Below are 21,145 nucleotides of genomic sequence, written 5' to 3' on the forward strand. Positions count from 1 at the left end.
TCTCCTAAAGCCTTGATTCATATTCTATGAAATCACAAACATCTTGTTCTAATCCCAATTCAGACATCTCTAAATTTATATCAGCCATTTCAATATATCCATTCTTCATACTTTCTATGAATTCTATTGAAAAATCGTCTTCTATATATAATATGATTGAATCGTCTATTGCTTCTTCTTTTTTTTCATAATCTGAGGTTAAATTGCTACTTATGTTTCTTAGTAAACTTTTAGAAATATCAACATTTAATTTCTTTGAATCTGACATGGAAATCAATACCTCCTAATATAACTAATAACAACCATTATGTACCGTTTTAATTATAATTGAATTAATGTCATAATGTCAAAGAAATTATTGGTTTCTTTTTACTTTATACAACAGTTTTTTACCAAATATGACAGTTATATTGTTATACATAGTTTCTAACCTTAATTACTTTTCCACCTTTTACATACACTCTAGGAACTCTTTTATTTACTGCACATATAACTTCATAATTTATAGTTCCTAAAAGTTTTGCTATATCATCGGCATCAAATTTATTTCCATGGTTGTCTTCACCTATTAGTATAACCTCATTTCCAACTTTTACACCTTCAATGTCAGTAACATCTATCATACATTGGTCCATGCATATACTTCCCACAACCGGAGCAAAATTTCCATTTACAATAACCTTGGCTTTATTAAAAAGTAATCTAGTATAACCATCTGCATATCCTACTGGTAAAGTAGCTATTACACTCTCTCTTTCTGTTGTAAACCTCCTACCATAGCTTATGTGTTTTTCTTTTGGTAAGTTTTTTAAATGTACTATATTAGATTTTAAAGCCATAACTGGTTTTAAATCCAACTTTTCTTTCATAACTTCATCTGATGGATAATATCCATATAAAATTATACCTGGTCTTACATAATCAAAATGACACTGTGGTAAATCCATAACAGCTGCACTATTGCTTATGTGTTTACTTTTTATGTTTACACCTAAATCCACTAACTCTTTATAAAAATCATTAAACTGGCTTAGTTGTTTTTCTGTATACTCCTTACACTGTTCATCTGCTGATGAAAAATGTGAGAATATGCCTTCTATTTCTATATTAGGAAGTTTACTTATATTAACTATATCCTCAATACTTTGATTATTAGGTAAAAAACCTATACGTCCCATGCCTGTGTCTATTCCTATATGAATCTTAGCTATTTTATTTTTCTTTTTAGCCATATTCGATAGCTCTTTTGCAAATTCATAATTTATAACAGTTTGTTCAATATCATATTTTAATAATGTATCTATTAAGTTTGGTGGAGTAAAACCAAGAATCATTATTGGTGCGTCTATCCCCGACCTTCTAAGTTCTACCGCCTCACTTATTACTGCCACAGCTAATCTTTCAGCACCATTTTCTAAAAGTATAGGTGCTATATCAATAGCTCCATGACCGTAAGCATCTGCTTTTACAACAGCTATAATTCCTTTGCTTTTTGATACTCTTTTTATCTCTCTCATATTATGAGCAAGTTTATCTAAATTGATTTCTGCCCATACTGGTCTTAAATGCCTAAACATTTTTTTCACCTCACAGTAAATTTAACTATTCTAAGCTTATATAATACCTCTAGTTGGCTTTAATGTAACTATCTTTAGTTAATTTCGAAATTTTCAATTTCTTTTAGCTTTAAAAATTTGTCATAAGTACATACTAATCTTATATTTTCTTTTTCATCTAAAATGTGATATTCTCGTGGCAAACCATTTTTAATATCTATATACATTACGCCTTTATATATATTTCTATTATAACCAGGTAATAATAAACTAATAGTTAAATACTGCTTATCGTTTAATTCCTTGTTTTCTATGACTACTTCATTGCTTGTATTAATAAGATCAATAAATTCATTTACAAATAATCCTTTTAATACTTCATCAAATCCGTCTGGTAAATCATATTTGTTACCATTATTATTATCTTTAACATGTATCCCCTTATCATCATATGTAAAACATCTATTTTCCCCTAGCTTAATTTGTCCCCCTTTTTCTCTTATGTAGATTTGATTTCCATCATAGGTAATATTTTGCTTTGCATTTTTAATATCTATCTTTATATTTGCAGTATATCCATTAATATTTTTCAAATTTTCAATCATTTCTTCGTATCCTAAAGACTTTTGTGGCTTGAATTTAAAAAATATTACAGATATTATTACTATTATAAAAAATGCTACAATCATTAATAGTGTATTTTTCTTTATAATCCTCACTTAATACCCCCTATTAAAATTAATACACTACTATATTATTATGCAATTACCAATACTATAACTTATTTATAAATTTTATATGTTTTTATGTTAATTGCTTAATCTCTCTTCTCTAAAGTCGTCCTTACTTTCTAAAAGCATTTTTATACCATAAGGTAAAAATTCAATTATATGTGTTGCATTTACACAAAACATATCTTTTGATAAGACATCTCCACAAAACCCATGAATGTAAGCAGACATATATGTTGCCTTAAATGGTTCATAGCCTTGAGCTATGAAAGATGCTATAATTCCCGTCAGTGTATCCCCCATTCCCCCTGATGCCATAGCACTATTTCCTGTAGAGTTTATATACACTTCATCACCATTGGTAATTATTGTTTCATATCCCTTTAATAGTAATATAATATTATGTATTTTAGCAAATTCCTTGCATGTTTTTACTTTATCCTCTTTTATCTCATCTATTGTTAACCCTGTCAATCTGGACATTTCCCCAAGATGAGGCGTTAAAACGATTTCATTATTTTTCATCTCTAATAATTCAAGATTTCCTTGTAATACATTTAATCCATCTGCATCAATAACTAAAGGACATTCACTTTTAGTTACAATTTCTTTTAATATATTAAAAGTTAAACTATTATTCCCCATACCTGGACCTAACGCTATTACATTACTTTTTACCACTAAATTATTTATCTTGTCAGTTTGTTCATAATTAATAGTCATAGCTTCGGTAAGCTTAATACTCATAATCCCCTGTACTGCTTTATGCGTACATAATGTTACAAGACCTGCACCACTTTTTACTGCTGCTTCTGTAGCAAGGTATGCTGCCCCACTAAACCCTTTAGATCCAGCTATAACTAAAACCCTTCCATAATCCCCTTTATGACCATCTATCTCTCGTTCTACAAAACAACCACTAATAAGATTACTATCTAATCTTTTAGATTTTAAATGTATACTATGTAAATTGGATATTATCGTGTTTTTTATATCCTTTAACCCACCACTCACTTTAGTTCACCTCCAGTATGGCATAGGCTACTGCATTGTCCTCTCCATGAGATATACTTAAATGAATTTTGTATTGTCCATGTTTTTTTGCAACTTCATTAGCCTTTTCTTTTAATGTAACCATTGGTTTACCTAATTCATCATTTAGTATTACTAAATCTTTTAATCCAAATTGTCTAAATCCAGTTCCTAAAGCTTTAGATATAGCTTCTTTTGCTGCAAATCTTCCTGCTATGTACTGAAAATTTATAGGTTTTTTAGCCATAAATTCTAATTCTTCATCACTTAAAATTTTTCTTATAAAATTGCTATTTCTTTCAATTGCACTTTTAATTCTTCTTATTTCCACTATATCTACACCAATGCCTACAATCAAGTTCTTCCCTCCTTTCTATCTACCAAAAATTGTACTTTTTTTATTATATTATCACAAATTTGAATTTTATAGTAGATATCTTCTATATTTTAAATTACATTTTATGTATTTTAGTATTTTAAATTCCTACTTTTATACTAAAATAAGGGAGAAGTCTCCCTTATTTTTGTTTAGACATATATAAATCAACTAATAGATTAAAATATGCATCTATTAGTTGATTTAATATGCCTTTTATTTATGAAACTGCTACTTTTAAATTTTTATTTTTTATAGCTTCGTCAAAATCATTAACATAATTGTCTACATATTCACCTATAACATCTATTAAGTGAATAGGTGAAACTATATTGTTATTTAAAAGTTCTATTATTTCAGTTACTTTTTCTTTTTTAGGACTTACATATCTAACAAAATCCTTATAATTTGAGACAACTTGTCCCTTAATCATATCTTTTCTTTCCACTTCTATTCCATATGCTTTTAATGAATTGCATTTTTCATTATTCTTAAAATTGTAATCACTTTCTAAAAGTTTATACACATACTCATACTTTACATTATCAATCTCAACTACATTTTTTAAACTTTCAACTATAACCACTGAATACAACCCCCTCAAAAACTAACGCTCTATATGAAATGATTTTATCACTTAAGTTAAAAAAATTATGTCATTTAATGTAGTGTAGATTTTTATTTTCTCCCTTTTAATTGACACATTAATGTTTCTATTGATATATATTATAACTCTGATATAATATTTATTGATTAACTCTTAGTCTTTTTTGGATTATTTTGTCGAAATTGACTAATTTTGTAGAAACTTTTTTGTACTATCAAATTTACCTTTTTGTACAAGCTTTACCATACCTTTTTGTAAACTCCTTGCACCTTTTTGTAAATTTATTACTTTTCTAGTTGTTTCTTTACATTTTCATAGTCTTCTTTTATCTTTTTTAGTTCTTCATCTGGTATATGATGATTGGAAAATTTAGCCTCATTATATATGTTAGTCATATCTTCTAAACCCTCCATATTATCAAATTTTAAATTTACTACATTCTTTAATTGAGTAGCTGTCATGTAATTTTTAAAAACGCCTACTTTATTTGCAATTCTTTCAAATTTTTTATAAGTATAAAAAATCTCTTCTTTTACTGATTTTCTTATTTTTAAAATCTCTTTTATTTTTTTTAACTTATTTTTTTTATTTCTATTTTCTTTTTTTATATTTTCTACATATTCTATATAATTTTTATCTACTTTCTTTTTAAGTATGTGTATTTTACTAAACATTTTATAAACAATTACTATAGTTAAAATTGCAAATAAAAATTTCACTACTATATCTAATCCACTATTAACTGGTATATTATTATCAAATATATTTTTTATTTCATTAGAAACCTTTTGATTCTGAAACAAGTTCAAATCTTCTATTGAACCATCATTTTTCAGTATTATATTTCTTAAATTTCTTACCACAAATTCAACTAAAACGCCTACAACTTTGCTAATGAAACCTATTATACCTATAACTAATGACCAAATTATATTTAATAATTTAGAAAATGTAATATTAATAAACTTCATTACAGGATCTAAACTCATTATAATAATTACTGCTACAATAGATAAATTAAAATATTTAGCTTTTTCATTAAATATATTATTTTCATACCTTAAAAGTTCTCTAAATGTGATAATCATTAATGCCAAATAAAAAATATATGCTCGAAATGAATATGCTACTATATTTTTCCACAAGAAAATATTTGCCAACCACAAAATTAATAAAGATAATAACATAATATAAATAAATGTTTTTCTAGTATCAATATATGTTATTGGCTCGTCTATTTTTTCTAAGTTAAACAAATATATTACTATAAAGTATATAGCTACAATTATATAGCTACTATCATTAATTAAAAATCTTAAAATTAGTAGTGTAACTAAAAATGGAATAAATATAGCTAATTTTTTATTATAATTTCTATCGATACATATTAATGCACATACAGTTGTTGCTATTGTAAATAATATTAAATAATATGATAAGTTTTTATCTATTAATATGTTTGAAATTAAATTACCTAATAAGAAATACATAATGTTTAATGTGGCCATATATAATAATTTTACCTGTCTAAACCAACTCATACTCTTCCCCCCTTAAATGAGAGTCTTTCTATGCCTGGTATATTTAACACACTAGCTGATTGAGATATATCAATTATTTTTATGTTTACATTTTTCTTAACTATATCAGATAGTATTTTGCAACTTTCCTCATCTAAATAGGGCGTTATTATTACGTAAGTACAATTATTATAGAAGTTTTTAATATTTTGCTTTAAATAGTCTACAAATTTTTTTTTCGCTGAGTAATCAATTCGTGCACACATTTCCATTATTTTTCCGAAACTATTTAGTTCTGGTTTTATCTGTGATGGATAATTTTCAACATAGGATAATAATTGTGCATTGGTCCATGCTCCTGTAGGTATACCTTCTTTTAATGCTTTATTAGAAAATGCTCCTAGCAACCTTATCCCCTCTTCTATAACGCTCTTTTGTATATTCTGCCAAGCCTTTTCAGCACATTGAACATTAAATATTATGACTAGTTCTCTTTCAGATGTAAAATCATAATCTTTAACCATTAGCTTACTCATTTTTAGACTTGATTTCCAATGTATATCTTTCATCCTATCTTCTACATTATATTCTCTTATCCCTTTAATATATAATGGATCCTTTTGAATCCATCTTCTAACAGTATCATTTCCATTAAAATTGGTTATATCAAAATTATAATCTCCTAATGGATTAATTCTAGGATAAATTAATATTTCTATATAGTCCTCAATTTCTTTAACACTGGTATTTAATCCAAAAAAGTCTCCTATTGTCACCTTCATATTTTTTATTAAATAAGTTCCTCTTTTACCACACAAAGTATAAGTTCTAACTTTTCTTTTATAAGATCCTATACTATAACTACTGTTATGCCATAAAACTTGACCTTCCTTAAAATTCAAGTTCTCTCCATAGTAATTAATACCTTCTGGAATATTTTCTGCAATATTTAAAAAGGCAATCGGTAATTTTTTATTATTTTCTATAATAATAGATATATTAAATTTTTCATCTTCTATTATTTTATTTTTCTGTACTTTTCTAGAAATATTTAAATTTTCAAAGCCATTTTGTCTTGTAATATATGCTAAATAAACACACACAGTAGCAAATAAAAACATAAATACATATAATGAAATCATATTTATCAACTCCTAAATAGTTTCTATTGGAGTTTTTACTGTACTTAATATTAAATTTATTACGTTATTTGCTTTATCCTTTTCTACATTTATTTCGCTTTTCAAAACAATTCTATGAGCCATCACCGATACAGCTAACGCCTTCACGTCTTCCGGAATCACATAATCCCTTCCACTTATTGCTGCATAAGCCTGACATCCTTTCATCAATCCTAGAGTAACTCTAGGACTACACCCCAATTCTATATCCGTATTATTTCTAGTTGCCACTACAATATTTAATATATACTCTTTAATTTCATTACTTATATGAACTTTACAATAGCTGTTTTGAACATATTTTATTTCTTCTAATGTTATAACAGATTTTAATGTATCAAGTGGATCACTTTCCATAAATCTTTCCATCATACTTTTTTCTTCATTATAATTCGGATATCCCATAGAAATTTTCATGAAAAATCTATCTAGTTGGGCTTCTGGTAGTGGAAATGTGCCAAATTGCTCTATTGGATTTTGAGTTGCAATTACAAAAAATGGCTCATCTAATTTTATTGTATTTCCTTCAACAGTTACTTGTCTTTCTTCCATACACTCTAATAAAGCTGACTGAGTTCTTGGTGTTGCCCTATTTATCTCATCAGCTAAAACTATCTGACTTAAAAGAGGACCCTTTCTAAATTCAAACTCCTGATTCTTCTGGTTATAGAAGTAAATACCTGTTAAGTCTGATGGCAATAAATCAGGCGTAAATTGTATTCTTTTAAATGTACATCCCATAGTTTTAGATAAACTTCTAGCAAGTTTAGTTTTTCCAAGTCCAGGAACATCTTCTAAAAGCACATGCCCCGAAGTTATAAAAGCTACTATAATTTTATCTATATTTTCTTCTTTTCCAACTATAACCTTTCCTACATTTTCTTTTACTTTTTTTTTAAATTCTCCAAATACTTTAATATCCATAAATACTCCCCCCAAGGCTGCATATCTTAAATAAATGAACTATATAAATTGGTTTAATTGAAATTAACTTTAATTTAATTCATATCTTTCTAACATATAAATATTTAATCCATTTCATGAATAAAATTAACGAAATTTTAAATTTTATATAATTCATTTATTTAAATATTTTATATTTTAAAACTATATGCTAATATTATATATTTTATCTTCTGTATTTAAAACCCTTTATTTATACATAAAAAATAAATGTCTATAGGTTAAACCTACAGACATTTATTTTCTATACTATACTTTCTTCAACTTTTTTAGTGTTCATAAATTGAAACTCATCTGCAATAACTTCAGATATATATTTTTTCTGACCGTCATTGTTTTCAAAACTTCTAGTTTGCAATCTTCCAGTAACACTTATAAGATTATTTTTATCTAAATATTCACATATTATCTCTGCTTTTTTCCCCCATAAAACTACTGGAATAAAATCCACACTTTTTTCTCCACTTGCTGTTTTATATGGTCTGTCTACTGCTAACATTATTCTTGTAAAAACTTTATTGTTTTTTTCATCAACAACTCTAATTTCTGGTTTTTTAGTTAACCTTCCTACTAAAACAATCCTATTCATAAAACACCCTCCATTTAACAATATCCTGTTTTAAGAATTTTTAAGTTCTGACATTCATAAAACTTAACTTTAACTTTTTAAAATTCTATCCAATATTTTATTTTTTAATCAAAGGTGTAATTAATTTATAGTAGTAAATTTTAGTTGTATATATCTGAAAATTCAATTTTTATTCTTTCTACATTATTACTTTTATTATCCTCTATTAATTTAGATTGTAAAAATGTAGGATCTTTTTTAGATAATCTATTAGGCAGACTAACCACAAATTCACTTCCAACTCCTACTTTACTCTCAACTCTAATTTTACCGCCATGAGCATCGACTAATGCTTTAACCAATGATAACCCTATTCCGCTACCTTCATAAGTTCTTGTAAACAGTGGAGAACTTTGAACAAATCTTTCAAAAATTCTTTCCTGCATTTCTTCTGGAATTCCCACTCCATTATCCTTAACAGATATTTCTATAAAATCACCACTATCATATATATTAACCCAAATAGTTCCGTTTTCATTTGAACATTTAATTGCATTAGAAAGTAAATTTAACATTATCCTTTCCATGTTTTCTCTATCAACACCGATTATTTTTTCTTCTATTTCTGTATCAAAAATCAATTTTAAATTTTTACTTTCAATATGTTCTACTGTGGACATTGTTATATCTTCAACTATTTTTACAATATCATAATTTCCAAAGTTCATTTTCAAATGTCCTACATCTATCCTACTTATATCTATTAAATTATTTATTAATCTTAATAATCTATAACAATTTTGCGTTACAACTTGCAAGTATCTTTTGCCTGTAATGGAATCTATATTTTCATTGCCTCTCTTCTTTAATTCAAATAATTGAACTATACTAAGTATTATATTTAGTGGCGTTTTTAATTCATGTGATATATTAGCTATAAATTCTGTTTTTAACCTATCATATTTTAGTGCTTGTTTTAATTTAAATTTGTCTCGTTCTGCATTTTTTCTTTCAGTTATATCACACATAACTAATATAGCCGACAAATTATTCTCAAATAAGAACGGAGATGCACCTAGTTCTATATCTAGTTCTTTTCCATCTTTTCTTAACAGTTTCATTTCTGTAAATTCTACTTGCTTTAATTCACCAAATATATTCTTTTGCATATTTTTTATTATTTTTTTATCTTCATCTTTTATATATTGTGCTAAATCATTATTTAACGTATCTTGTATTGTTTTTTCTCCCAACATAGTTGCAAAACTATCATTTGAAAAGGTAATTTTATTATTATTTACTATTGCTACCCCATAAGGTAAAAATTCAAGTAACTTTTTATAATACTCTTCATTTCTTACTAAACTTTCTTCAATTTTAACTCTTTTACTGATATCTTTTGCTATTAATACACTAAATTCATCTTCATCTTCAAAAAATGACATAAAGCAAACATCAACATAAATTTGTTTTCCTTTAAAAGTTTTTAGCTTTACCTGAGATACTGGTAATGCATTATAATAGTAATATTCATTTTCAAAAATATTTTTACTATACTTTTTTTCCTTAGCTTCAAGATTAACTATCTCATAAAATTCTTTTCCTATAATCTCTGATGCATCACTTATACTTAGTAAGTGCTGTGCTGCCTTATTTGCAAATATGATTTTTTTATCCTTTTTTATCATTATTATATTGGGTGAATATAATAGAACTTTATTTACCATTTCGGAATTAATAACAGCATTTATATCAGACTCTTTTTGTATACATCTTCTATGAATTTTAAAATAATCTGAAATAAATTCTTCCCCTTTAATCATACCATATCCATTTAGATGGCACTTATTTGCTATAGGTTTTTTTTCAACTGAAATCAGTAAAACTGGATTTTTATTGTATATTGAATCATTAATAATAATTTTAAAGCAATACTCTTTTTCATCTTTAGATTTAACTTGTATTTTAAAATCACCCATATTTTTAAAATTCTTTAAATATTCATAGCTTAATATTTCTATATATTCATTGTATAGTTCATCTTTTTCTTTCAATTCATTCATTAACTTTTTAAAACTTTTATTTTTATATAAAACATTGTTTTTTTTAGATAAAATACATATTGGATTATTTAAGTTTTCTAAAAAGAACATATCTTCATCTTTTATAATCATACTTTTTGGTTATAGAAAACTTTAAATAAGTTATAAAATAAATGTTTTTCCCCCCATTAATTCTTATATATAATATTTATTTTTTAACATTATTATTTTAATAAGTTTTCTTATAACCCCTACCCCCCTATACCATTTTATATTCTCTTGATACTTAACCTTATAATCTATATATTTCTAAGTGTTTTTCGTTGTATATCTATAGAGTTCAAAATTTTAATTCAAACTTATACTTTTATCAAGTGAGAGTTTTCTAGTTTAAATAAAACACATATTAGTGTATACTTCTGTTAATTGCTATCCTCTTTTCTCCTAATAATATTAAATATACCTTATCATAAAAACAGTAGCTTCCTATCCTATTACAATTTACAAAGCAAATTATCTATAAGTTGAAAATCATTTAGACTACTATAGTAACAAATTTCTCTCTTAGTTTATTTTTTAAGAACTCTTTTGAAAATAAAAATATTATGAATAGATTAATTATTTAGTAATTAATTTTAAATTTAGCTTATATTTATATAGTAATAAAGCAATACTTAAAATATATATTTTAATAATTAACTAACTCCATTATTATTTTACAATATTTTCTTAATATTTTAATAAATTTTTTACTACTTTTTTCAACAAAATTCATGGTATTTATCGACTTTAATATATAATCAAATTATTATTGATTCATAATTAACAATAATTTAACTTAAGTTGTAACTTAATTGAAAAAAACTTATGTATAATATTAAGATATGTATAATTTTTAATGGTTCTTACAAAACTACATAGAATCGAGGGATTACGAAATGAAAAAAAAGACAAAAACCATAACTTTAATTATATTATCCATCATAGGTGTTCTTATAATTTTTTCTAGTGTTTATGGATATTCTTTACTAAATAAAATTAAAACTGTTGAATTTACAAAAGATAAAAAAGAATTGGGTATATCAACTTCTGATACTGATGATAAATCAATAGATGATGTAAAGGCAACTAATGGAATAGTGAATATTGCTGTTTTTGGAATAGATAATAGATCTATCAATGAAAATGGACGTTCTGACGCCATGTTAATACTTACACTTGATACTACTAGAAATAAAATTAAACTTTCATCACTTATGCGAGATAGTTATGTAAATATTGATGGTCATGGTTACGAAAAACTAAATCATGCATATGCATATGGTGGTCCTTTATTAGCTGTAAAAACTATAAATCAAACTTTTAATTTAGATATAGAAAATTATATTACTGTTAATTTTGAATCTGTTATAGATATAATTGATTACTTTGGTGGTGTAAATCTTACTATCACTGAAGAGGAGAGAAATTTAATAAATAATTATCAGTATGAAGCTGCTGAAATAACAGGAAAGCCTATCCAACCACTAAATTCTTCTGGTGAAGTAACATTAACTGGTATCCAAGCACTTTCATATACAAGAATAAGAGAAATAGGTAATGGAGACTTTGAAAGAACCGAACGTCAAAGAGAAGTTTGTGAATTATTGATAGAAAAAGCATTGAATATGGGCTTAACAGATATTCCTGGTGCTATTTCTTCTCTTGCAGAAATGGTAACTACTAGTCTATCTAAAAGCGAAATGCTTACCTTAGGTAAATCTGCATTAAATTCTATATCCTCTTTTGATGAACAGCGTTTCCCATTGGATGGCTACTGCGATAGAAAGGTAGTCAATGGTGTTTGGTATTTAAGTTTTGATGAAGCTGAAACGGCTAAACAAATTCATGACTATATATATAATGATATAACACCAACACCTAAAGATCCTTTATTCTAAATAAAAAACTATGAGATTTTCTAAAAATTTCATAGTTTTTATTTCTTTATATAATTATTAAATATTATAATTATTAAAATCTAAATCACTTAAATAGTCTTTCAAACTATTTTTTATATCATTATTTCTTAGGGCAAATTCTATATTAGCTTTTAAAAAACCTAATTTATCACCAATATCATATCTTTTTCCAATAAACTTATATGCATAAACTGATTCTTTTTTAGAAAGTTCATTTAATGCGTCAGTTAATTGTATTTCATTATTTTTAGAAGGTTTTATATTTTCTAATATACTAAAAATTTCAGGCGTTATGATATATCTTCCTAATATAGCAATATTGCTAGGAGCTACTTCTATACATGGCTTTTCTATTAAACTTTTAACTTTGTACAATCTATCATTTTCTATATTGCCATCTACTATTCCATACTTATACACTTCATCTTTTTCAACATTTTGAACACCTAAAATTGTAGATTTTTTTTCATTAAATTGATTTATTAGTTGTTTTATACAAGGTTCTTTACTATAAACAATATCATCTCCTAACAGCACTGCAAATGGTTCATCTTTTATAAATGACTTTGCACATAATATTGCATGCCCTAATCCTTTAGGCTCTTTTTGCCTTATATAATGTATATTAGCCATATTGGTTATATCATTTATCTCATTCAATAACATTCTTTTATTATTTTTTTTTAAATTTATCTCCAGTTCCAAAGCTCTATCAAAATGATCTTCTATCGCCTTCTTATTATGACCTGTTATTATAAGTATATCTTTAATTCCAGCATCTACTATTTCTTCTACTATATATTGTATCGTTGGTTTATCTAATATAGGTAGCATCTCTTTTGCTATAGCTTTGGTAACGGGTAGAAATCTAGTACCAAGACCTGCCGCTGGTATAACAGCCTTTGTAATTTTCACTTTTTATCTCTCCTTACTCATCATACACTAACTTCTATAAGGCTTAAGTTTCCTATTATACAATATTCACCTAAAGAAGATGGAATCATTACTAATTCACCTAAATTTATAGTTTCTGTACCCTCCATATAAGTTATTACTCCCTTGCCACTAACACATATATATACATTAAATCCATCTTTATTACTTGTTTTTAGTAAGTTCTTGTTTATATCATACCTTTTTATAGAAAAAGATTTAAAATCGCCAAATTCATAACAAATATTATTTTTAATTATTTTTTTCTTAGGAATAATCTTTTCACATTTTAATTTTTCATTTATTACTTTAGTAGCTTTATTTATGTGTAGTTCTCTACCTCTATTATAGTCATACACCCTATAAGTTAAGTCACTACTTTCTTGTATTTCAAGAAGGGTTATTCCTTTACCTATTCCATGTATTAAACCTGCCTCTATATAATAAAGCTCATTTTCCTTAGGTTGTGTATAGTTTAAGTGACTTTCTAATTTTCCATTAACTATTTTTTCTTTAATATCATGTTTTTCAACATCATTTAAGCCTGTAATTATTTTTCCATTATTTTTAACTTTTAATATATACCATGCTTCTGACTTTCCATTGTCATTTTCAAAATTTTCAGCATATACATCATCTGGATGAACTTGAATAGAAAGATTATCATTAGCAGTAATAAATTTGATTAATATGGGAAATTTATCTTCTGATATATCTTTACCTATTATATTTTTTTTATTTTCTTTTATTAGTTCTTTTAATTTTATTCCTTTATATTTTCCATTGCTTATTATACTTTCACCATTAGGATGACAGGACAATTCCCAAGACTCACCAATGTTACCTTCTGGAGCATCTTTTTTTATACTTTCAATATCTCTTCCACCCCAAATTTTATTAAAATATATAGGGAAAAATTTCAATGGATACATATACTCCTCCTCAAACCATCACTATAAGAATTTAATATTTAAAATATTATATAGGGAAACAAATTCTCATTTAAATTTATACATCAATTTTTTTATTTTAATTGAAACCATTAACCATATATACTTTTTATTTGCCTTAAAAATCTCTAATTTTTATAACAATAATAGCTTAGAACATTAATTTGAATCCCTATATTTTAAATCCCATATATTATATATTTATGAGTAATATCTATTTTTTATATTTAAATATAAAAAAAAGACTATCAAATCTTATGAAATGCACATCAATGCACATAAGTTTGATAGTCTCTTCTGTATATTACTTATAATATTTAATAATATTTAATTTTTTTTATTCTTTTATTCTTGTCACTATAGAATCCGCACTTTAATTCTTTTTCATGGCGCAATATTGCATTTAACTCTCCCCCTAATAAGATTATTATAGATGTAATATATAGCCATAACATTAAAACTATTATAACTCCTATTGTTCCATATACCGATGAATAATTACTAAAATTATTTACATAAAAAGAAAATACATAACTTGACACTAACCATCCAACCGTTGTAAATACAGCTCCTGGTACTACCTCACCCCAACTCAACTTTCTTGCTGGTATAAGACGGTACATAGCAGCAAAAACAAATATCATTGACGACAATGCCACTGGGTACCTAATTAAATTAATATAATCAAATAGTGCCCATTCTAAATCTAACCAATTTTTTAAGCCATTACTTATTGCCTCTCCAAATACTAAAAATGCCAAAACAAACATAATAACTCCTATAAGACCAATCATAAATACTATAGACATTAAAATAATATTAATATAATTTCTTTTTTCTTTCGTTTCATATGCTCTATTCAAACCATACATTATTGCTCTAAAACCTCTTGAAGCTGTGTACAATGTAAATATTAATGAAAATGATAACAATTCGCTATTTCTAGTTTGCAAAACACTCCTTACAGTGTTTTCCACTAGCATATATGCTTCATTTGGCATAACTGTTTTTAATGCTATCAAAACCTCCGTTGGCTCTAAAGAACTATGACCTAATAATGTAAGTAAAAATATTAAAAATGGGAAAAATGATAATAACATATCATAAGCAAGTTGTGATGCTAATGCAGATATATTATGTTGCTTATATTTTACAACCATCTTTAATATATAATCCGTTATACACATGTATTCTTTTTTCACCGTCCTTTTATTTGGTATGTATTCAATAATACTATCAAGTATTTACTATGCTTAAAATCTTTAAAATTTATACAAATTTTTTAAATTTAATCATCTACATACATTTTTATAATATAGGGTTCCAAGTTGACTTTTAAAATTATCCATTTATCAAATGAGAAAACTCAAATTAATATTTTTTTTAATAACTAACAGATTATTTTAGTTAAGAGTTAAGAGTGAATAGTTAACAGTTATGGTTATTACTAATCACTTCGTTACTAGTAATTTTCAACATATCTTTTTATAAATTTGCAAAGCAAATTATAATTGATAGATTTTTTTAAATCATTTTCAGAAAGTGCTTCCCACTTTCATCCTAAATTCTTAATTCATAATTCATAATTCTCAACTAACTATATTTGTACTTATTTTTCTCAACTGATAACAAAAATTTCATGAATAAATTTAAATTGAAGCTTGTTTCCTTATATAGGGTTCCAAGTTGACTTTTAAAATTATCCATTCCAAAACTTGGATACCTAAAATAGTGAGACATGCTCCGAATTACTTAGAATTCAACACTACATTTTATATAAAAATATTTTAAAGTTAGTGAATAAATTTAAATTGAAGCTTGTTTCCCTATAACATACTTTAATTTAAATTTTTAATATATAATCTTCAATGTAATTTTTAAAGTATATGTGGACTATAATATTTATAATTAATATTATAACATTATTTTAATCATTGGTAAAAAATGTATTTAATTAAAATTATGTGAATTATTTAAAATTTTATAAATATGTATTTTGTGAGGTGAAAATATATTATGAAATTAGCATTAGCTCAAACAAATATTAAATGGGAAGATAAAATATATAATATTAACATTGCTAAAAAATTCATATTAGAAGCAAAAAATAAAAATGTTGATTTAATTCTTTTTCCTGAAATGTCCTTTACTGGTTTCTCATTTAATGTAGAAAAATTAGGTGAAGATGACGACTTTACTATAGATAAAATCAAATTAATATCAAATGAATATGATATAGCCATTGGTTTTGGCTATATAAAAAAATGCTTTCATGAAAATACTTTATTAGGTAAAAATAAATATATAGTAGTTTATAAAAATAATATTATTTCTAATTACACTAAGATACATCCATTTTCATTTTCTAATGAAGATAAATATTTTATTTCTGGTTCATCTATAGTTTTCAGCTCTATTAAAGATATTACTTTTTCAACCTTTATATGTTATGATTTAAGATTTCCAGAAATATTTCAAATTGCCTCTAGAAAAGCTGATTTAATAACGGTAGCTTCTAATTGGCCCATAGACAGAATTGATGATTTCAAATTACTTCTTAGAGCTCGTGCAATAGAAAATCAGTGTTATATAGCTGGTATAAATAGAACTGGAGCTGACCCTTTCTTAAATTATAATGGTTCTTCTTGTATAATTGATCCTTTTGGAAAAGAAATTATTTCTATTGAGAACTCCGAACTTTTATTAGTAGCAGACATAGATAAGAATTTAGTTTTAAATCACCAAAAAAATTTCCCTTTAAAAACTGATAAAAAATACAATTTGTATAATAAATATAATAATTTATTATATTAAAGTTAAGTTCTCTAATTCAAAATTAGAGAACTTAACTTTATCTAAAACTTATTTAATTTTATGTCAAACTTACATTTACTATAATATATAAGTAAATACGTCTTCATTTCTTTCTGGTGCTACTGGTTGTTCACAATCCTTATAACCTAGTGCTACCGCATAATATGGTTTATAACCTTCTTTTAAATTTAAAATTTTAGCTTCTTCTTTATTTTCAAAGAAGTATGAAACTAATCCATTCCATAATGAACCTATATTTAAGCTTTCTGCTGCTATAAGCATATTTTGTATAGCTGCACTACAGTCTGTAAGTGGTGAATATGCACCCTCTTTACCAGAAACTATTACTACTGTAGGTGCATTATAAAAAAGAGGTCTATTTTTAGATCCTAATTTTGAAATCCATCCTATTTCTGAATTTTTCATAGACTCATTAGCTACTTCACTAATTTTATTTAAAACCTCTTTATTTTGTATTACTGTAAAATGCCATGGTTGGTCATTATGACCTGTAGGTGCATATATCGCTGATTGTATTATTGCATTTAATTCTTCTTTAGTTATTTGATTTTCTTTAAATTTTCTTATGCTCCTTCTATTTTTTATAGCCTTTAAAGTTTCATTATTAGTCATATTTTCCCTCCAAAATTTATAAATATTAAAATTATGTTTATAAAAAATTTATATAAGCCCTATACAAAAAATTTAATCTATAATTAAATTAAATATGCTTAATAAACTTAATTATATTTATTATATTAACATTATAACTACTATATTTGTAGTATAATATAAAGATAATAGTTTTTTATTTAATTAAAGTATAAATTTAAATTCTAGGTTAGAATCCCATATAAATGTAAAAAAATTTTATTTAATATTAAATTTTAATTTCTCAGTAATATATATGTAAATTATTTAATATATTTTTTATAAAATAATATATTATGAAAATTAAATTAGCCAACTTAATATATTTTTCGTAATTATCAATAAGTCTCTATAATTTAACCTTAAATTAATTACATATAGAACCTAGTCATAGGATTACAAAAAATATTTTTTATTTTGTGTTCCTAAAATACTAATTTTTTATATGTGTGTTGCATATTATTAGTTATATTCTTAAATTAAACATATTTATTCACTTTTTTATTCATAGGGGGTATAGTTATGAATTTTAAAGATAATTTCGAAAAAAAAACAAAAGAAAGAATAATTTCTACAGTATTAGAACTTTTAGATAAAAATCCAGAATCTAATGTTGAAAGAATATTTTCACTACTTAGAAAATCAATTAAAGATGAGTATAGCCTCAAAATAGTAGAAGATGTTTATGTTCAATATTCGAATTCTCCAAATATCCAAGAATACGTCAAAAATATATTAAAAAATACAGATAAAAATTGTTTGAAAAAATTCTTTAAAAATATGCTTGGAAATGCTCTATGGTATGGGGTTAGCAAAAGAGAAAAAATAGGAACAGATAATGATATAAAAATTCCATTTACCTTACTTATAAGTCCATCCATGAGATGTAATCTTCATTGTACTGGTTGTTATGCCGCAAATTACTGTAAAAAAGATGATATTCCGTATGAGGAAGTAGACAGACTAGTTAAGGAAGCACGCGATTTAGGAATTTATTATATTATAGTTTTAGGTGGAGAACCTTTTTTCAATGAATACATGTTAGATATTTATAAAAAATATAATGACATATACTTTATGCCTTTTACTAATGGTACGTTATTCGATGAGCCTTTAGTAGATAAACTTCAATCTTTAGGTAATGTCATGCCTATGCTTTCTGTGGAAGGATTTAAAAAAGAAACGGATACAAGACGCGGTGATGGCATTTTTAACTCTGTTATGAAAGGAATGGACTTATTAAATGAAAAAGGTGTTCCTTTTGGAGCTTCAGTAGCTACTGGAAATAATAACATTAATACAGTTATTTCAAACCAATTTATTGATATGTTATATGAAAAAGGTGCTAGAATGCTTTGGTATTTTATGTTTATGCCTGTAGGTGATAATCCTGTTCAAGATATTAACTATATGCTTTCTCCAACTGAGAGACTGACACTAGGAAAAAGAACTCGTGAAATAAGAAAAGAAATGAAACTTTTCCCTATAGACTTTTTTAATGATGCACCTTATGTTGGTGGTTGCATAGCTGGAAAATATTATTGTCATATTAATTCTAAAGAGGATCTTGAACCATGTATATTCTCTCACTTTGCAACAGAAAATGTAAAAAACAAACCTTTGCTTGAAGCATTAAAATGTGATTACTTTAAGGAACTTAGAAAAAGACATCCTTACAATAAAAACTTACTACTTCCTTGTCCTATGGTAGACAATCCAGCTCAGATAAGAGAAATAGTAAAATTTACTGGAGCAAAGCCTACGCATCCTAGTGCCGAAATTATGATTAAGGATAAAGAGTTTATTGATAAAATTGATAAATTAGCTGCTAACTTTAAACCTTACGCAGATGAAGCTTTTGAAAAAGAGTTTAATAGTAAAGGTAACTATGATATGTCTAAAGGCTAAAAAGCAAAAGGGGTATCCCCCTTTTGCTTTTTTATTTAACAATAGCTTATAGCTAAGAAACCACACGCTTTTACGCATCTACCACAGCTTACGCACTTCTCTTCATCATAAATCATTCTCTTTCCTTCTCTTGTGATTGCATTTACATTACATACAGCTGCACATTTTCCACATAAAACACATTTTTTATCTTCTATCTGTATCTTTCCTTCCATAACTATCCCCCTTAAAACTAGAATCTAATACTTTTATAGACAAACAAGCTTCTATTTAAAGTTATACATCAATTTTTTGTTATCAATTAAGAAAAAATCAATATAACTATAGTTAGTTAAAAGTTTAGTAAAGTCTCACAACTCTTAACTAAAATAAGCTGTCAACTATTAGTATGATGTTAATCTTAAATTTTATCATTTGATAAATTTATAAGTTTAAAATTTAATCTGGAACTCTATACACTTATATTACATCCTATTTCTTAAATTTGTCTATATTGGCTATTGTATTATTATTTATTTATGTTATAATTCGTATTATATAATAATCATTATTGTTTGGAGGTATTAGAATGGATATTTTAGATAAAATTTTAGAAACATTAAAGGAAAACGGCGCTATGAAGGCTGGAGAAATTGCAGAAAAACTAAATGTAGATAAAAAAGATATAGATAAAGCAATAAAAAAATTGAAAACAGATGAGAAAATAGAATCTCCTAAGAGATGTTATTATTCTGCTAAATAATAGTTAAATTTATAATATAGTATTAAATTAAACTAAAAAAACACTCTCTATTAAGAGAGTGTTGTTTGCATAAAACCAAATATAACTATACTTCTATAAATATTATTTTTTAATTATATAATATATACATACAAAGATAACATATTTTTAAGTTATATAAATATTATATATTTGTATTCTATAATTGTAAATATATTACCTAAATTATATATATTAAAAGAACTTAAATTATCAATTTGTTTACAACTTCTCACTATTCTATTTTAATTAATATCCGCAACTAAAAGTTGAGCATTCAGTTTCTACATCATTATATGCAGATTGTCCTGCTATATGTATACTTTCAGCATAACATTTTTTATCACTATTGTGGATACAATTTTCAGCTTTACATGCTATATTGACACTTGGATTAGGCTCTGTAGTACAGTTAGTAAATGTATCATTTTTTTCTCTAAAACTACTACAACAAGTTTCCTCTGAATTTACTGCACTATTTCCTGTAACATCTATTGAACTTATACAGCAATATTTTTTATTATTGTTTGCACAATTTGAAGCTGAACAACTTAATTTAGTCATAAAAATCCCTCCTATAATATTTTCTAAG

The 21,145-nt window shown here is 25.4% G+C and carries 21 protein-coding genes; 4 read left to right on the top strand and 17 right to left on the bottom strand.

Translation table 11 applies throughout. From position 1 onward, the window contains the following. Positions 1-4: 4 nt before the first annotated feature. From AZI32_RS12215 to AZI32_RS12265, 11 genes are all read right to left on the bottom strand, one after another. Entirely contained in the window at positions 5-268 is a 264-nt protein-coding gene (locus AZI32_RS12215) for a hypothetical protein (protein ID WP_061996108.1), read from the bottom strand. A 145-nt stretch (positions 269-413) separates the two neighbouring features. Continuing rightward, a complete protein-coding gene (alr, locus tag AZI32_RS12220; protein ID WP_061996109.1) occupies positions 414-1,577 on the bottom strand; it encodes an alanine racemase in 1,164 nt (387 codons plus the stop codon). A gap of 74 nt (positions 1,578-1,651) precedes the next feature. Next, positions 1,652-2,275, bottom strand: a complete 624-nt coding sequence (locus AZI32_RS12225; protein ID WP_061996110.1) for a germination lipoprotein GerS-related protein — start codon at positions 2,273-2,275, stop codon at positions 1,652-1,654. Between the two features lie 90 nt (positions 2,276-2,365). Continuing rightward, positions 2,366-3,301, bottom strand: coding sequence for an NAD(P)H-hydrate dehydratase (locus AZI32_RS12230; protein ID WP_061996111.1), 936 nt, complete (start codon positions 3,299-3,301; stop codon positions 2,366-2,368). Between the two features lies 1 nt (position 3,302). Then, the gene (gene acpS, locus AZI32_RS12235; RefSeq protein ID WP_061996112.1) at positions 3,303-3,677 is read right to left on the bottom strand and encodes a holo-ACP synthase; all 375 of its coding nucleotides are present in this window, start codon (positions 3,675-3,677) and stop codon (positions 3,303-3,305) included. 238 nt (positions 3,678-3,915) lie between these two features. Beyond that, the gene (locus AZI32_RS12240; protein WP_061996113.1) at positions 3,916-4,281 is read right to left on the bottom strand and encodes a DUF6514 family protein; all 366 of its coding nucleotides are present in this window, start codon (positions 4,279-4,281) and stop codon (positions 3,916-3,918) included. Between the two features lie 305 nt (positions 4,282-4,586). Beyond that, complete coding sequence (locus tag AZI32_RS12245; protein WP_061996114.1) at positions 4,587-5,843, bottom strand: hypothetical protein; 1,257 nt, start codon at positions 5,841-5,843, stop codon at positions 4,587-4,589. Beyond that, positions 5,840-6,964 (bottom strand): DUF58 domain-containing protein, encoded by a 1,125-nt coding sequence (locus AZI32_RS12250; RefSeq protein ID WP_061996115.1) that lies wholly within the window; start codon positions 6,962-6,964, stop codon positions 5,840-5,842. Before AZI32_RS12250 ends, AZI32_RS12245 begins: the two co-directional genes overlap by 4 nt. 12 nt (positions 6,965-6,976) lie before the next feature. Then, positions 6,977-7,927 (bottom strand): MoxR family ATPase, encoded by a 951-nt coding sequence (locus AZI32_RS12255; RefSeq protein WP_061996116.1) that lies wholly within the window; start codon positions 7,925-7,927, stop codon positions 6,977-6,979. 283 nt (positions 7,928-8,210) lie between these two features. Continuing rightward, positions 8,211-8,555, bottom strand: coding sequence for a single-stranded DNA-binding protein (locus tag AZI32_RS12260; RefSeq protein ID WP_061996117.1), 345 nt, complete (start codon positions 8,553-8,555; stop codon positions 8,211-8,213). Positions 8,556-8,695: 140 nt separating this feature from the next. Further along, positions 8,696-10,687, bottom strand: coding sequence for a PAS domain-containing sensor histidine kinase (locus tag AZI32_RS12265; RefSeq protein ID WP_061996118.1), 1,992 nt, complete (start codon positions 10,685-10,687; stop codon positions 8,696-8,698). 827 nt (positions 10,688-11,514) lie between these two features. On the opposite strand from AZI32_RS12265, the gene AZI32_RS12270 reads away from it, so the two are divergent. Then, complete coding sequence (locus tag AZI32_RS12270; protein WP_061996119.1) at positions 11,515-12,516, top strand: LCP family protein; 1,002 nt, start codon at positions 11,515-11,517, stop codon at positions 12,514-12,516. 57 nt (positions 12,517-12,573) lie between these two features. Here AZI32_RS12270 and galU read toward each other — a convergent pair whose 3' ends face one another. From galU to AZI32_RS12285, 3 genes are all read right to left on the bottom strand, one after another. Beyond that, entirely contained in the window at positions 12,574-13,452 is an 879-nt protein-coding gene (galU, locus tag AZI32_RS12275; RefSeq protein WP_061996120.1) for a UTP--glucose-1-phosphate uridylyltransferase GalU, read from the bottom strand. 20 nt (positions 13,453-13,472) lie between these two features. Continuing rightward, positions 13,473-14,402: a type I phosphomannose isomerase catalytic subunit gene (locus AZI32_RS12280; RefSeq protein WP_061996121.1), complete on the bottom strand. Its 930-nt coding sequence runs from the start codon at positions 14,400-14,402 to the stop codon at positions 13,473-13,475. A gap of 335 nt (positions 14,403-14,737) precedes the next feature. Continuing rightward, the gene (locus AZI32_RS12285) at positions 14,738-15,622 is read right to left on the bottom strand and encodes a YihY/virulence factor BrkB family protein (RefSeq protein ID WP_242865301.1); all 885 of its coding nucleotides are present in this window, start codon (positions 15,620-15,622) and stop codon (positions 14,738-14,740) included. Positions 15,623-16,436: 814 nt separating this feature from the next. Between AZI32_RS12285 and AZI32_RS12290 the strand changes: the two genes are divergently transcribed. Beyond that, positions 16,437-17,234, top strand: a complete 798-nt coding sequence (locus AZI32_RS12290; RefSeq protein WP_061996123.1) for a nitrilase-related carbon-nitrogen hydrolase — start codon at positions 16,437-16,439, stop codon at positions 17,232-17,234. A gap of 78 nt (positions 17,235-17,312) precedes the next feature. Here the strand turns inward: AZI32_RS12290 and AZI32_RS12295 are convergent, their stop codons facing one another. Next, entirely contained in the window at positions 17,313-17,867 is a 555-nt protein-coding gene (locus AZI32_RS12295) for a nitroreductase family protein (protein WP_061996124.1), read from the bottom strand. 540 nt (positions 17,868-18,407) lie between these two features. Here AZI32_RS12295 and AZI32_RS12300 point away from each other — a divergent pair. Continuing rightward, positions 18,408-19,793, top strand: a complete 1,386-nt coding sequence (locus AZI32_RS12300; RefSeq protein WP_061996125.1) for a radical SAM protein — start codon at positions 18,408-18,410, stop codon at positions 19,791-19,793. Between the two features lie 35 nt (positions 19,794-19,828). On the opposite strand, the gene AZI32_RS12305 is transcribed toward AZI32_RS12300, so the two are convergent. Then, positions 19,829-20,008, bottom strand: coding sequence for a 4Fe-4S binding protein (locus tag AZI32_RS12305; protein WP_061996126.1), 180 nt, complete (start codon positions 20,006-20,008; stop codon positions 19,829-19,831). A gap of 353 nt (positions 20,009-20,361) precedes the next feature. On the opposite strand from AZI32_RS12305, the gene AZI32_RS12310 reads away from it, so the two are divergent. Continuing rightward, positions 20,362-20,535: an HTH domain-containing protein gene (locus tag AZI32_RS12310; RefSeq protein ID WP_061996127.1), complete on the top strand. Its 174-nt coding sequence runs from the start codon at positions 20,362-20,364 to the stop codon at positions 20,533-20,535. A 267-nt stretch (positions 20,536-20,802) separates the two neighbouring features. Here AZI32_RS12310 and AZI32_RS12315 read toward each other — a convergent pair whose 3' ends face one another. Next, entirely contained in the window at positions 20,803-21,117 is a 315-nt protein-coding gene (locus AZI32_RS12315) for a DUF1540 domain-containing protein (RefSeq protein ID WP_061996128.1), read from the bottom strand. Positions 21,118-21,145 lie beyond the last annotated feature (28 nt).

The sequence above is a fragment of the Clostridium sp. ATCC 25772 genome (assembly GCF_001573875.1).
Lineage (GTDB): Bacteria > Bacillota > Clostridia > Clostridiales > Clostridiaceae > Clostridium_J > Clostridium_J senegalense.

What these genes read in the sequence shown, in the direction of transcription:
- AZI32_RS12265 (WP_061996118.1), bottom strand. Translation starts at nt 10,687, where the DNA reads ATGTTCTTTTTAGAAAACTTAAATAATCCAATATGTATTTTATCTAAA.
- AZI32_RS12305 (WP_061996126.1), bottom strand. Translation starts at nt 20,008, where the DNA reads ATGGAAGGAAAGATACAGATAGAAGATAAAAAATGTGTTTTATGTGGA.
- AZI32_RS12310 (WP_061996127.1), top strand. Translation starts at nt 20,362, where the DNA reads ATGGATATTTTAGATAAAATTTTAGAAACATTAAAGGAAAACGGCGCT.
- AZI32_RS12215 (WP_061996108.1), bottom strand. Translation starts at nt 268, where the DNA reads ATGTCAGATTCAAAGAAATTAAATGTTGATATTTCTAAAAGTTTACTA.
- AZI32_RS12290 (WP_061996123.1), top strand. Translation starts at nt 16,437, where the DNA reads ATGAAATTAGCATTAGCTCAAACAAATATTAAATGGGAAGATAAAATA.
- alr (WP_061996109.1), bottom strand. Translation starts at nt 1,577, where the DNA reads ATGTTTAGGCATTTAAGACCAGTATGGGCAGAAATCAATTTAGATAAA.
- AZI32_RS12245 (WP_061996114.1), bottom strand. Translation starts at nt 5,843, where the DNA reads ATGAGTTGGTTTAGACAGGTAAAATTATTATATATGGCCACATTAAAC.
- AZI32_RS12295 (WP_061996124.1), bottom strand. Translation starts at nt 17,867, where the DNA reads ATGACTAATAATGAAACTTTAAAGGCTATAAAAAATAGAAGGAGCATA.
- AZI32_RS12280 (WP_061996121.1), bottom strand. Translation starts at nt 14,402, where the DNA reads ATGTATCCATTGAAATTTTTCCCTATATATTTTAATAAAATTTGGGGT.
- AZI32_RS12250 (WP_061996115.1), bottom strand. Translation starts at nt 6,964, where the DNA reads ATGATTTCATTATATGTATTTATGTTTTTATTTGCTACTGTGTGTGTT.
- AZI32_RS12270 (WP_061996119.1), top strand. Translation starts at nt 11,515, where the DNA reads ATGAAAAAAAAGACAAAAACCATAACTTTAATTATATTATCCATCATA.
- AZI32_RS12315 (WP_061996128.1), bottom strand. Translation starts at nt 21,117, where the DNA reads ATGACTAAATTAAGTTGTTCAGCTTCAAATTGTGCAAACAATAATAAA.
- AZI32_RS12260 (WP_061996117.1), bottom strand. Translation starts at nt 8,555, where the DNA reads ATGAATAGGATTGTTTTAGTAGGAAGGTTAACTAAAAAACCAGAAATT.
- AZI32_RS12255 (WP_061996116.1), bottom strand. Translation starts at nt 7,927, where the DNA reads ATGGATATTAAAGTATTTGGAGAATTTAAAAAAAAAGTAAAAGAAAAT.
- AZI32_RS12300 (WP_061996125.1), top strand. Translation starts at nt 18,408, where the DNA reads ATGAATTTTAAAGATAATTTCGAAAAAAAAACAAAAGAAAGAATAATT.